The organism is Salinimonas chungwhensis DSM 16280 (assembly GCF_000378185.1).
In the GTDB taxonomy this organism is placed as follows: Bacteria; Pseudomonadota; Gammaproteobacteria; order Enterobacterales; family Alteromonadaceae; genus Alteromonas; species Alteromonas chungwhensis.
Map to the genome: position 1 here is coordinate 45,273 of NZ_KB899381.1, position 13,323 is coordinate 58,595.

Below are 13,323 nucleotides of genomic sequence, written 5' to 3' on the forward strand. Positions count from 1 at the left end.
CAGGGCCAGAGTCGTATTACAGGAATTCATCGCCGCCACCGCCGCCAAGCATAACTTCGCCAGCGTCGGCCAGTCGGCGCGCCACAGAAAGTATTTCTTTTTGAGCTGTTTCAACCTCGGAAACCCGCACAGGGCCCATTGCCTCCAAATCATCAGTCAGCATTTCTGCAGCACGCTTGGACATGTTGCTGGTAATTTTTTCTTTGAGCTCATCATCTGCGCCTTTAATCGCTTTGAGCAATGCATCCTGCTGAACTTCCCGCAATATCGCCTGAATACCTTTGTCGTCTACATCCACCAGGTTATCAAACACAAACATCAGATCCTGAATTTGTTGGCTCATCTCCTCATCCTGCTCCCGGATTGCGTCCATCAACTGACCTTCAATCGCGGTATCCAGATAATTCATAATGTCAGCAGCAGATTTCAGGCCGCCCATTTTGGCTGCCTGGGTACCAGCCTGGCCAGCAAACTGTTTCTCCATGATTTCATTAAGCTCCTGGAGTGCGGCAGGTTGAACCTCTTCGAGGTTGGCAATACGCATAAGTAAATCCAGGCGCACTTTTTCAGAAAACTGCGCCAGAATTTCGGCGCTCTGGTCTGGCTCAAGGTATGACAAAACAATCGTCTGGATTTGCGGGTGCTCGTTACGAATGATAGACGCCACCTGCTTTGAGTCCATCCATTTTAATGAATCAAGACCTTTAGCGCCGTTTCCTAACAGGATCTGGTCAATAAGGTTGGCCGCCTTATCTTCACCTAATGCTGCGGTGAGGGCACGTTTGACAAAATCCTGACTCTGGAACCCGATAGTGCTATAGTTTTGAATTTCTTCTATAAAATGCTTGTGCACCGCCGTTATTTTGCTCTGGGTCATATCATCGACTTTGGCCATCTCGGCCCCCAGCTTTTGCACCTGTTTTGGTTCCAGATGTTTAAGGATCTGTGCCGCATCTTCTTCCGACAGACTCAACAGTAAGATTCCCGCTTTTTCAACACCCTCCAGTTTTCCTACATCGTAACCGGGGCTTTCGCCGTTTGTTGCCAATTCTTCAGCCATTTTATTGCGCTCCTACTACTCGTCCTGCATCAGCCAACCTTTCACTACCTGTGCAGATAGTTCGGGTTCGTTGGCTACCAATGCGCGTACCGCTTTCAATACATCTTCATCTTTGTGTAAGTCAGGTAACATCAGTGAGCCATCTGAATCAAAGCCCACCTGTCCTTCGTCAAAATCAGAACTGAGCATGCTGATAGTATCATCACCCAGATCCAACCCTTCGTCGGCATCATAATCATCGCTATCCTGTGCAGTATCCGGATTTATCAGACGACGCAGCATCGGGCGTATAACAAAGATGATCAAAACAATAATCACCAACGCGCCCATAACCAGCTTCAGTATAGGTAAAAACTTTGGATCTTCCCAAATCGGCATGTCCTCGACCACGCCGGCATCGACCCGGGTAAATGGCACACTGACAACTTCCAGCGAATCTCCACGGGTAACATCAAACCCCAGGCCGCCCTGCAACAGTCGACGAATATCCAGCAGCGCACTTTGTGCTCTGGGGGCCGATTCTGTAGTGCCGTCTTCCGCTGTGCTGTGGGCATAATCCACTGCCACGGAAACACTCAGGCGACGAATAACCCCGGTTTGTTTTTTGGTATGGCTGATAGTGGTATCAAGTTCGTAATTACGGGTTTCTTCTTTACTGTTAGAACCCGGCACCGGCGTTGCCCGTCCCCCCTGACCCGTCGCATCCTCAGGGATGTTTGAATCCAGCGGCGGCTGATTGGTCAGTGCACCAGGTATCCCACCGTTGACGCCACCGACGGTGTTTTGTTCTATCACCATTTCGCTGCGCACGGCGGGTAAATCAGGGTTGTAGCTTCGCTGAGTCTGCTCCATGGCAGTAAAGTCCATAGAAACATCAACTTGCGCTGTATAATTGCCCAGCCCCAGTACCGGAATAAGAATGGCGTCAATTTTTTCCAGATACTCCTGCTCGCGCTTACGCTCCAGCTCGTATTCTTTACGGGCCCGGGCGCTCATTGAATTCTGCGATCCTGAATTAAGTAATCGTCCGTTACTGTCCGTTACCGTGACATTCTGAGGATCCATCATCTGTACAGCTGATGCCACGATATCCACCACCGCATCAACCTCTTCGCCAGTAATTGATTTGCCTCTTTGAGGTGTCAGTACAATAGTCGCACTGGCTTTTTTCTCTCGGCGGGCAAACACGTTTTCTTTGGGCATGGCCAGAAGAACACGGGCTTTTTTAATGCTGGACATATCTTCGATGGTAGAGGCGATTTGTTTCTCACGGGCATGTTTGAGTCGCTCTGACTCCACCCGCTGGCTGACGCCAAATCCCATGTCCTGCATGATGATGTCAGACCCGGAATCTGTAGACTGGGTCAGGCCCTGACGCGTCATTCCTAAACGAATGTTCTGAAATTCATCGTTACGGACGTAGACTGTATTGCCCTCAAGTTTGTAGTCAACCTGATTGGCATCAAAATAATCCAACGTTTCAATAAGTTCTTCGGTAGGCATTTTAGCCAGAGGGCGGTAGTCGGGCTCCTGCGCCCAAATCATTATGAAAACAGCAATAGCCACACAGATAACCAGCACGATCACCAGCGCCATCTGACGCATCATATCCGCACTACCCAGGGTATCCATAAATCCGGATTTGTTGTCTGTCTGAGACCCGGCGTTTCCGACCTCGGAGTCAGCCACAGTAAGGTTAGTTCCTGTTTCAGCCATTTGAGTGATTCCTTACCTATACCGGCATATTCATGACTTGCTTGTACGCTTCAAGCACTTTATTGCGAACCTGCACAGTCGCTTCAAACGCGATACCGGATTTTTCTTTCGCTACCATCACGTCAGCCAGACTTACGGACTGATCACCCATTTCAAAGGCGCGCTGCAATTCTTTCGATTGCATCTGCATATCGTTGACACCCTCAATAGCACCTTTAAGCATGCTGGAAAATTCATTAGCCGAATTCTGAGATTCCTGTATTTGCTGCGGCTGAGGCATTTCTGATGCCTGCAGGCGGGCTTGCCCAATCATGGATTGCATCTCTTGATACAGGCTGTTCGCTTTTACGTCCATCGCAACTCTCCGGGAAAACTATGGAAGTCAGAAATCTGTCTGACAACACTTCTTGGTTACTAGCAAAGCAACTAACAGGCCAGTTTTAAAAATTAATATAAATCAATAATTTGTAGATTATCAGCCAAAAAAATGACAGGGAAAGACGCGGAAGGGAAGTAGTGGTGATTGAACTGACCGGGTCGAGCACCCGGCCAGTATTGAACATGAAAAATCAGGCGGGTAGTTCGATTCCGTCTTCGCGCATACGAGCCAGCTTGTAACGTAATGTTCTGGGGCTGATGCCCAGTTTTTCCGCCACATCCTTACGCTTGCCGTTACAGGCTTCCAATGTATCCAATATTATTTGATGCTCTTGTTGACGTAATTCAGAGCCTAAGCGACTTGGATCTTCCTCAACGGCAGGCTGAGAGTGAGAATGACTGGCCAGGGTTGCAGCCATATCCAGCATCAAATCACCCGCATCAATGGTATTACCGTCACACAGAATAAGCGCCCGCTGAACCACATTTTCCAGTTCCCGGACATTGCCCGGCCACTCATACTGGCTAAGCTTATTTCGCGCTGCAGCATTTAACGAAATAGTGTTCATCCCCTGCTGCACCGCATGCCGCGCAATAAGATGTTCAGCTAACGGAACAATATCACCGGGCCGGGCTGCCAGCGGCTGCCAGGTAATAGGGAAAACATTCAGGCGGTAAAATAAATCCTCGCGGAATGTGCCAGCTTCAACAGCACCTTTGAGATCCCGGTTACTGGTAGCAATAACACGTACATCCAGCTGGACGGTTTTACGGCCGCCCAGTCTTTCCACCTCTTTTTCCTGCAACACCCGAAGCAGCTTGGCCTGCAGAGCTAAATCCATTTCGGTAATTTCGTCAAGCAACAACGTGCCACCCTGAGCTTGCTCAAATTTACCCGGGCACGCCTGAACTGCACCGGTGAAGGCACCCTTCTCATAGCCGAATAATGTCGCCTCAAGCATATTCTCCGGAATCGCGGCACAATTGATGGCCACAAAAGTTCCTTCGCTGCGGTTCGACTGATCGTGAATATAGCGCGATAATACCTCTTTGCCCGACCCACTGGGCCCAAGCACCATTACCGTAGCATCAGAACGGGCGACCCGCCGTGCCAGCTCCAGAAGCTGAACACTACTTGGGTCGGCGACAATAGGCGTGGTCGATTCAATTTTACGGGCCGGAGCGTAACGCTCCACCAGATTCAGCAATACTTCCGGGGCAAAGGGTTTTGATAGATAATCCGTAGCACCATCACGCATTGCCTGCACCGCGTCATCAATGGTGGCATACGCGGTCATTAGCAGAACCGGCATTTGTGGAAAACGGGATTTAATATTTTTAAGTAATACCAGACCGCTCATTTTGGCCATCTGAATATCGCTGACCACCAGGTCCACTGTATTTTGACCAAGACACACCATTGCTTCTTCTGCACTTTGGGCCGAGACAACCCGGTAATGAGCCAGCGACAAAGTATCAATGAGCGCCTCTCGCAGACCGGCATCATCTTCTACAATTAAAATCGTGGTGTTGTTCATACCTGTTCTCCCTCAGGATGTTTCGCAGGAATAAAAGGTTGATTCGCCTGGGTCGTTAACGTCAGGGTAAAGCAGGCACCACCCGTCGGATTATTTTCAACAGCAAGGTTTCCCTTGTGCGCTGTCACGACGGATTTGACCACAGCAAGTCCAAGCCCGGTACCATGTGTTTTGGTGGTAAAGAACGGCTCAAAAATTTTGTCCTTTATCTCTTCGCTGACGCCCGGGCCGCTATCCTGAACACTAACAGAAAGGGTTTCACCGGCAACCGTTGCCCGTACGATGATTGTTGTGCCCGCGGCACTGACCTGGCAGGCGTTGTGAATCAGATTAAGCAGCGCGCCCTGCAATGCTGTCAGGTTCCCAACTATACAGGCAGGCTGCTCAAACCCTTCTAAAATCAGCGTCAGTTGCGCCTGATCAGCCAGCGTAAGCGCGTTTGGTGCTATAGCCATTTTCAGGTCTGTCAGCGAAAGTTTACTGACCACCTGATCTTCACCTGATTTGGCAAACAACAGCATATCGTTGACCTGACCTTCAAGATCATGAAGACGAGCGGTAAGTTTCTCGGCAAATCCGCAGGTAGCGTCTTTGCTTAAATCGGCGCGGGTCAGATTTGCCGCATACAGCATTGCGGCTGACAGGGGCGTGCGAATTTGGTGAGCAAGGGAGGCAACCATTTTGCCCAGGGCAGACAGACGTTGCATATGACTGACCCTGGCCTGCAACTGTCGAGTTTCGGTCAAATCAGTTAAAACAATCAGCTGGCCCGGTTCATTTTGCAAAGGCGTGATAGAAAGTTTAACGCGCCGTCCGTCAATGAGCGACACCTCGTGGCCGTCATCGGCACGGGGTTTGAAGGAGCGAGCAATGATAGTTCGCCATAGCTGGTTTTCGAGAGGCTCACCTAATAAATCTTTGGCCTGATTGTTCGCCTGCCGCACCATACCAAGGCCGTCCAGTACGATAACGCCGGCTGGCATAACTTGCAAAAGATGAGATAACCGATCAGCCTGCTGACGAAGCGCGGTGACATCATCCCCATCCAGCTCGGAGGAAGAACCAGGTTTGGTGTGTGAGAAATGAAGCTCATTATCGCTTTGCGCAAACGGTATGTCGTTTGTTGTAAAATGACCACTGCTGTCATATGCCATATCGACCTCGTCAAAAAGCAGACGTAATAACTATGACATGTTACTAGCATTTTTCAGGCCAAAAATTAACCTATAACATTCAATAGGTTAAAGGAAAATGTTGGCAAAGAACCGTTGTCAATTATCTGACGAGGGGCTTTCGTCTCGCTGGATATTATACTTACGCATTTTTTCCACCAACGTGGTTCTGCGCATTCCGAGTTTATCGGCGGCACGTGCGACAACCCAATCCTGCTGCTCCAGCGCCTGAATGATAAGATTGATTTCAAGCTCTGATAAGTATTCTTTCAGATTGACACCATGTTCTGGTAAGTCCGAGCTCAGCGTTTCCGGCTCGCTGGCATCTTCTTCAGATGGCGCCGGTGCGTTTTCCTGTAGCGCTGATTCTGCGAACAGCGCATTGAATGCATCACGCTCCAGCAATTCTTCCGGGTATTCAGGCTGATATACCTGAACATCACCATACTGGTATTTAGGCGGCAGATCCTGAATATCGACGATTTGACCCGGATACAAAATACTCAGGCGTTCAACCAGGTTTGACAACTCTCTGACATTTCCCGCCCATGAGTGCTCCATCAACGAGGCGATAGCCATTTCGGTAAACTTAACCCCTTCCACACCATCACCCTGAATACGGGAGATTAGTTCTTGTAATAGTAAAGGAATATCTTCACGGCGTTCGCGCAGGGCAGGGCTATCGATGGGGAAAACATTCAGACGGTAAAACAAATCTTCGCGAAACTTATTTTCCTGGATCATGGTTTCCAGATTGCGGTGTGTTGCAGCCACAATCCGAACATTGCACTTGATAGGTGTACTTCCCCCTACCCGCTCAAATGTGCGCTCCTGCAGAACCCGCAAAAGCTTCACCTGCATTTGCATCGGCATATCGCCTATTTCATCCAGAAATAAAGTGCCATTTTCGGCTAACTCAAAACGACCTTTACGGGCACTGATGGCGCCGGTAAACGCCCCTTTTTCATGACCAAACAGTTCACTTTCCAACAGCTCACCAGGGATAGCGCCGCAGTTAACCGGAATAAACGGGCCATCTTTTCGTTCTGAGAAAAAGTGAACGTTACGTGCCACCACCTCTTTGCCCGTACCTGATTCGCCCAATATAAGTACGGTAGCATCGGTGGGGGCGACCTGTTCGACCAGACGTCGAACCGTCTGAATTTCCTCACTGCGCCCTACCAGAGAGCGGAAGAGACGGGTTTTAACACCAGAGGGTTTTGTAGAGCCAGGCCGACGGCGACTGTACTCCTGACAACGGTGGATCGCCTGAGTTAGAACAGGGTACGACAGCGGCAAAATGCAGGCACCGACTAAATTACGTTCCGGGTTCACTGTACCGTCTTCTGCAACTACTGCCACAAAAGGAATGTGTGGAAACTGCAGCACCAACGCCTGCGCAGACGATGCAGAAAAATCCACCAACACAGCATCTACCGAATGCGTTTTTAAATACTCAGTACTGCTTTTGAACGTACAGCTTGAACAAGGCTCACCAATAAACGAAACAATGGTTTCAAGCTTATGAATAAGATCGCCGTCATCGCTAACGAGCAGAATATCCTTCATTAAATCCCCGAAAAGATGCGATTTTATTTTTACAGTCTAGCGCATCTGCATGATTGTAGCGGTAATCACCGGTAGCGCAACAACTGATCGCGTAAATTTGGTCAGAAAAAAAGCAGGCAAGCCTGCTTTGTTAGTTGTAGGATACGCCACAACGAATCAACTTAACAGCGCTAACACCTGACCTTCCTGTTGATTTGCCATAGATTGTACTGATATGGCTGCCTGGCTTTGTATATTGAGGGTAGCTTGTTGCGACGCTGCCTGGGCATAGTTCAAATCCTGCAGACGTCCACGAGACTCGGCTGTGTTAACCTCAGACTGGGTCAGATTTCTGGCAATCCCCGCCAGTTGATTCTGCGTTGCACCTAATTCGCTCTGGTAGGCACCAAGTGTCTCCAGCGCTGCGTCTGATGCTGCCAGAGCGTCACTGACACTGCCTGCAGTCACATCAACACTCAGCACCGCAGCGATATCCCTGACCACATCGTTGGTCTGGACATCAACAGTTTGGCCAGCGTTTGCGCCCGCCTGAATATTTAGTGCCCCCTCCTCGCTTAGCAATGGCTTACCACCAAAGGTGGTTTGCTCAGCGGTTTGAGTGATATTTTCCTGCAGCGCTGTGATTTCGGCCTGAATAGCGCCTTTGTCAACCTCGCTTAAACTACCGTAACCGGCCTGCACAGACAATTCCCGTATACGAGTAACATCGTCGTTAATTCCCTGCATTCCGCCCTCTGCAACCTGTGCTAAGGAAATGCCGCTATATACATTACCAAGGGCCTGTCGATTACCCTCAATCTCAGAGGTAAGGCGGTCAATAATTTGCTGTGCGGCTGCACCGTCAGATGCGCTATTTACCTGCTTGCCGGTGGCCAGCTTTTCCATCAGGTCAGTCTTTTTTTCCTGAACCTGATTAAGTATGCCGGGCGCGGAAGTAGAATCAAAGTTAATCATAACGCGCTGTACTCCTTTGTTATATCATCAGCATAGCATTGACTGGTTAAATTCGCACCGCCCAATGGGTATGCGTGTTTATAACTCTATTGCCGGTTGCCAAATGACAAGGCCGTGATTTTTTTACTGCTAACATCTTCAATAACCAATATAAAACTGACCGAGTTGAGATTAAAATAAAAATTTAATAGGTATTGAATGCACAGACAGTTCTTGTCGGAAACGTCAGGCTGTACACAGACAAATATAGAAAACAAAAATAGTCCGGGATCAAGTAGCCAGCATGCAGAACAATGCAAAACACGACAAACCATCGGCATTGCCTTTGATTACAGGAGATAACAGTGAAAAGTAAGATTTCTTGGCTATGGGTCTGCCTGCTAGCCATTTTTTTGTGGGCCTCGTTTGGCTCTATTCCTTACATTCTCGATGCGTATGGCATAATTGATAATGCTCAAATAAAACGGATATCCCCATTTGGTGGCATATTTGGCGCAGCGGAGGCTTTTTTCTCTGGATTTGCGCTCATTGCGGTAATTATAAGTATTCAGCAGCAACGAGAAGCGCTTGCTCTTCAGGCTCATGAGTTAAAACTTGCTACCCAAGAAATGAAAACCTCAGCCGATGCACAGACTGAAATGGCAAGACATCAAAAAAATGCCATTAGTCTTGAAGTCATCATGCCATGCATGAACGAACTGGCCTCAGAGGAGATGCGTCAAGCAATCATCAGTTTATCGTCGTTATATACGACGCCTGATTTTGCTGTTACTTATAAAGCGTTACTGAACAAACGAAAAGCCGGAACTTTAGACGATAAAGAAAATGAAAAACTGGAAAACATGGACCGCTCACGCAGAAGATTTTCCGGGTTTTTTCATAAAATTCAAAGATTGGCGAGAACCGGTGTAGTAGACGATAAGATTGTTAAGGTTGTTATCGGCCCAGATCACTGCTGGTTACTGCTTAATGTAGTAGAGCCTTTGGAGCAGCAAATCAGAGCTAACTACTCCACCACGACTTTTGATTTTGCCCGCAGACTTTATTCTTCCCAGGTATTGGAACAGGACGGAAAGTATCGATAAAAATGCGGAGACTCACGGAGTGAAGAGCCTGCCCCATATACTCACTGGCGGCTCTACTTATATTGTTTGATGGCTTTTTTGCTTTGGGCAAGCTGTTGCAGGTCTGTTTGAGCTTCGCTTTTAAAAGGTGCTATAGCACTGACGAGCTGAGCGTTTATTTCCAGTTCTTTAGTAGCAAAACTGACCGCCTCGTCCGCCGATAATTCTTTTATGTGCCCCTTAATAAATGTATCACGCGCTTCGATAAGCAACTGCAGCTGCCTGACAAAGTTGTCATTAGTCGGGTCTGCAAGCAGCGCTGCCAGTTTTGTATTGATAGCACGTAACGCATCAGGCGTTTTTTTATGATTCAATTGAGAAATCTTCACACTGCCTGCTGTCTTTGTCGCTGCATGGCATACGCTTCTTGTTTGGCGGCTTCAGGGATTTGAACCCATGCATCACGGATTGGCGTCAGCAATCCAGATACTTCGTCCAGAATATCGGGGTTGTTATCCATATGGGCAGTAGTCAGGCGCTCAATCATATACTCATATAGAGCAAACATGTTCGCTGAGATTTCATTTGTTGCATCACCGTCCAGAGTGTCTCTTAGGTGCATCAGGATAGCGCTGGTTCGCGAAATAAAGTCTGCTTTACGGTCATATTCCTTTCGTTCCATCGCACCTTTTGCATAGGCAATGCGATCCAAAGCACCTTGCAACAACAATAGTGTAATTTTATGTGGGTCAGCCGACTCTATATCCTGTTTAACACTTCCCTTGCGGTACGCGTTAATGCCTTTCAAAGCCATAAATACTCCTGAACCTTACTGATTTAATGCCGCGAATAATGCAGAGCCTGTTTGATTGAGCTTGGTAATAGTCTGGTCAAGGCTTGTATATCTGTCCCGTAGCGTTTTCTCAAACGAATCCATTCGGATCTCGAGTCTTGCCCGGTCATCAGCGATATCTCCCTTTTCCTCTCTGGCAGCTTTTTCTCTGGTCGAAATCAACCCGCTACTTTTGGTAAATTGGTCGGCAAAATCAAATAATCTTTCTGCAATACCATTCTCATCGTCACCAAACAATACCGTAATGTCATCGAAATTATCATCTAACGCTGCTTTTAGACGATCTTCACCTGATCCTAAACCAAAGTCGGACGTGCCGATTTCAAGTTCACCATCTTTATTCAGGTCAATCCCCAGTTGGAATAACCCGCCAAGATTAGAGTTTGCAACACTATCACCTACTATCGCCGACAACTCTCGCTTAATACTTCTTAGCATCGAGTCGCCTGCCAGTGCACCTGCTTTATCATCTTCTGATTCACTGTATCGGCCCAGCTTATCAATTTCTTTAATGATAGCGTTGTATCCTTCCACAAATTCTTTAATTTTTTCTTCAGCGGCCTCTTTATCAAACCCAATTTTTACTCGGGTGGCTTCCCGGGTAACGCCATCGCTGGCTAACGGAGAAAGTTCGTTAACCTCAAACGAGACATTAGAGATTGTGTTTTCGAATTTGTTAGTGGCACTTTCTACCTCAATACCATCAATGGTAGCTTTGGCATTGGTTGCATCAGTAATATTTTCCGCCGCAATACCGCCAGTGGATAATTTATCCAATTCAGCATTGCCTGAATCGTTAGTAATGGTTAAATTATTTCCAGTGCCGGTAACAGAGGATGAATAAACTAACCTGGGGCCATCAGCGGTTCCGGTATCAATTATGTTCGCACTGACGCCAAAGTTATCAGCATGATCATTCACGGCTTCACGCAGTTGCGCCAATGTCATCCCTGCAGTCACATCCACAGAGAAACTTTGCCCATCCGGAACCGCAAAGGTTAGTGAACCGGTTCCGGCAGTCAGTAAAGCATCATCCGCCGAACCGAAGGCTCCTTTATCAGTGATGACCCGGCTACCCGAAGCCAGGCTGGTAACCGCAATTTCATACTGGCCGGATACCGCCTGAGAGGTGGCATCAGCAGACAAAATGTCATCATCTTCTGACGGATTGATGATTGTTGGCGTTCTGCTATTAAGACCGGTCTCTCCGCGCAGCTCATCAACCAATTCTTTAAAATCAGACAATTTTGATTTTATCTGACCTAATCCTGAGATTTCTGCCTCAACGCTTTTTTCGCGTTTATCCAGCCGCGCTTCTTTAGGCTGACGCTCCGCCTGGAGAAGCTGACTAACAAGATCATTTAATGCCAGACCTGACCCTACACCTAAAGAGCTAACAGCCATTTTCTTACCTCATTATTCAAACTTCGTTATTAATTAGTACGCCAACCCGACTGCCAATGTCGTCATGCAAAGATTTGATGCGCTCCGCCAGCGCAAGTACTTCTTCTGAAGGAATTTGACGAATTAGCTTACCTGACTGCGAATCGACCACTTTGACAATTGACCGTTCGGTTTCCTCATCAATAGAAAAGGTTAAATCACGATTCTTTGCCTGCAGAAAATCACTGACAGCGTTTACAGCTTCAGGTAACGCCACTGAAGTACGCGCCTGTCTATCCTCTGCCGATGTTTCCTGTGACAAACCTTGCGATAATTCCTTTCCCAAGCTGGTATCTTGCGTCGCTCCGCCAAACGAATGTGGTCCGCTTTTTACCCCTACGCCTACGCTTTCATCACTGATACTTTCATCACTGGGTGCTACTTTCTCGACCCGGGGATAATCAGTTTTGAATGCAATATTTTGACCACCCTGTGTTATGAAGCTACTCATCTTACACATCCTCAAAATAAACAACGGGCACCTGCAAAAACAGACGCCCGATTGATATTATAGCAAAGGTAACACTATCGCTTATCCAAGCAGTGACAAGGCTGCCTGCGGACGTTGGTTTGCCTGACTTAATACAGACAGCGAAGCCTGTTGCATAATCTGGTTTCTGGTCAGATTCGCTGTTTCTGTCGCAAAGTCGGTATCCTTGATGCGTGAACGGGCGCCTGAAAGATTCTCAGATATGTTGCTCAGATTACGAATGCTGGACTCAAAACGGTTCTGGGTAGCACCCATTTCCGCGCGCGCAGCGCCTACGAGCTCTAATGCTGCATCTACTTCACCTATCAATGTGTCCGCACCGCCAGCAGCAGTTACATCGCCAGCTATAGCAAGGTCGGTAGAATCAAAACCAGTTGAAGCAGTCCCATTGTCGATGGTGACATTTATAGACTGACCACCTTCAGCGCCAACCTGAAAGTCAGCACCATAGGAGCCATCAAGCAATGCTACACCGTTGAATTCGGTATCTGTGGCTATACGGTCCATTTCCAATTTTAATGCATCAATTTCTTGTTTTAGCGCTTCCTTATCTTCGGTGCTGTTTACGCCATTGTTTGACTGAACCGCCAACTGACGAATACGTTGCAAAGAGTTGGTGGTCTCATCCAGCGCGCCTTCAGCAGTTTGCAGTACTGAGATACCATCATTGGCGTTTCTTACACCCTGGTTCAACCCCTGAATCTGGGCGGTCATACGGTTGCTGATTTGCAAGCCCGCCGCATCATCAGATGCACTGTTGATTCTTGAACCAGATGATAAGCGCTCAAACGAGGTGTTTAGCGAGTTACTTGTATTGAATAATTGCCGCTGTGCATTTAATGAAGACACATTGGTGTTTACGTACATAGACATGGTACTACCTCCAATGAATAAAGCGCATAAAAAACGCTAAATCCAACCAGTTAATGTTAGTAAGGTCACTACTCCGAACTAACTTCCTCAATAAGTAAATAAATTACCCCTCGACAATATTTATCGACGCGGTGTATCGAATCTTTAGAACTTTTTCATGAGGGTAGATTTAAAAGGTGTTTCTGCTCATAGCGACAAGATCCCAAAAAAAAT

13 protein-coding genes are annotated in these 13,323 nt (G+C 47.6%); 1 reads left to right on the forward strand and 12 read right to left on the reverse strand.

Annotation, left to right across the window (positions count from 1 at the left end; all coding sequences use genetic code 11):
* Positions 1 to 16: 16 nt before the first annotated feature.
* The 7 genes from fliG to F458_RS0110795 all read right to left on the reverse strand — a co-directional run bounded on the left by fliG (position 17) and on the right by F458_RS0110795 (position 8,387).
* Complete coding sequence (fliG, locus tag F458_RS0110760; RefSeq protein ID WP_018983428.1) at positions 17 to 1,060, reverse strand: flagellar motor switch protein FliG; 1,044 nt, start codon at positions 1,058 to 1,060, stop codon at positions 17 to 19.
* Between the two features lie 15 nt (positions 1,061 to 1,075).
* A complete protein-coding gene (gene fliF / locus F458_RS0110765) occupies positions 1,076 to 2,776 on the reverse strand; it encodes a flagellar basal-body MS-ring/collar protein FliF (RefSeq protein ID WP_018983429.1) in 1,701 nt (566 codons plus the stop codon).
* A gap of 16 nt (positions 2,777 to 2,792) precedes the next feature.
* Positions 2,793 to 3,131: a flagellar hook-basal body complex protein FliE gene (fliE, locus tag F458_RS0110770; RefSeq protein ID WP_018983430.1), complete on the reverse strand. Its 339-nt coding sequence runs from the start codon at positions 3,129 to 3,131 to the stop codon at positions 2,793 to 2,795.
* A 214-nt stretch (positions 3,132 to 3,345) separates the two neighbouring features.
* On the reverse strand, positions 3,346 to 4,692 hold the full coding sequence (locus F458_RS0110775) for a sigma-54-dependent transcriptional regulator (protein ID WP_018983431.1): 1,347 nt from the start codon (positions 4,690 to 4,692) through the stop codon (positions 3,346 to 3,348).
* Positions 4,689 to 5,846 carry a sensor histidine kinase gene (locus F458_RS0110780; protein WP_018983432.1) on the reverse strand — a complete coding sequence of 386 codons (1,158 nt, stop codon included), beginning with the start codon at positions 5,844 to 5,846 and terminating at the stop codon, positions 4,689 to 4,691. Before F458_RS0110780 ends, F458_RS0110775 begins: the two co-directional genes overlap by 4 nt.
* Before the next feature lie 117 nt (positions 5,847 to 5,963).
* The gene (locus tag F458_RS0110785; protein ID WP_018983433.1) at positions 5,964 to 7,433 is read right to left on the reverse strand and encodes a sigma-54 dependent transcriptional regulator; all 1,470 of its coding nucleotides are present in this window, start codon (positions 7,431 to 7,433) and stop codon (positions 5,964 to 5,966) included.
* A 156-nt stretch (positions 7,434 to 7,589) separates the two neighbouring features.
* Positions 7,590 to 8,387, reverse strand: coding sequence for a flagellin (locus F458_RS0110795; protein ID WP_018983435.1), 798 nt, complete (start codon positions 8,385 to 8,387; stop codon positions 7,590 to 7,592).
* Between the two features lie 344 nt (positions 8,388 to 8,731).
* On the opposite strand from F458_RS0110795, the gene F458_RS0110805 reads away from it, so the two are divergent.
* Complete coding sequence (locus F458_RS0110805; RefSeq protein ID WP_018983437.1) at positions 8,732 to 9,472, forward strand: hypothetical protein; 741 nt, start codon at positions 8,732 to 8,734, stop codon at positions 9,470 to 9,472.
* Between the two features lie 53 nt (positions 9,473 to 9,525).
* Here F458_RS0110805 and F458_RS0110810 read toward each other — a convergent pair whose 3' ends face one another.
* From F458_RS0110810 to F458_RS0110830, 5 genes are all read right to left on the reverse strand, one after another.
* Positions 9,526 to 9,840 carry a hypothetical protein gene (locus F458_RS0110810; RefSeq protein WP_018983438.1) on the reverse strand — a complete coding sequence of 105 codons (315 nt, stop codon included), beginning with the start codon at positions 9,838 to 9,840 and terminating at the stop codon, positions 9,526 to 9,528.
* Complete coding sequence (gene fliS / locus F458_RS0110815; RefSeq protein WP_018983439.1) at positions 9,837 to 10,265, reverse strand: flagellar export chaperone FliS; 429 nt, start codon at positions 10,263 to 10,265, stop codon at positions 9,837 to 9,839. Before fliS ends, F458_RS0110810 begins: the two co-directional genes overlap by 4 nt.
* 15 nt (positions 10,266 to 10,280) lie before the next feature.
* Positions 10,281 to 11,708, reverse strand: a complete 1,428-nt coding sequence (gene fliD, locus F458_RS0110820; protein ID WP_018983440.1) for a flagellar filament capping protein FliD — start codon at positions 11,706 to 11,708, stop codon at positions 10,281 to 10,283.
* Positions 11,709 to 11,724: 16 nt separating this feature from the next.
* Positions 11,725 to 12,198: a flagellar protein FlaG gene (locus F458_RS20145; RefSeq protein ID WP_018983441.1), complete on the reverse strand. Its 474-nt coding sequence runs from the start codon at positions 12,196 to 12,198 to the stop codon at positions 11,725 to 11,727.
* An 81-nt stretch (positions 12,199 to 12,279) separates the two neighbouring features.
* Complete coding sequence (locus F458_RS0110830; protein ID WP_018983442.1) at positions 12,280 to 13,110, reverse strand: flagellin N-terminal helical domain-containing protein; 831 nt, start codon at positions 13,108 to 13,110, stop codon at positions 12,280 to 12,282.
* Between the last annotated feature and the right edge of the window lie 213 nt (positions 13,111 to 13,323).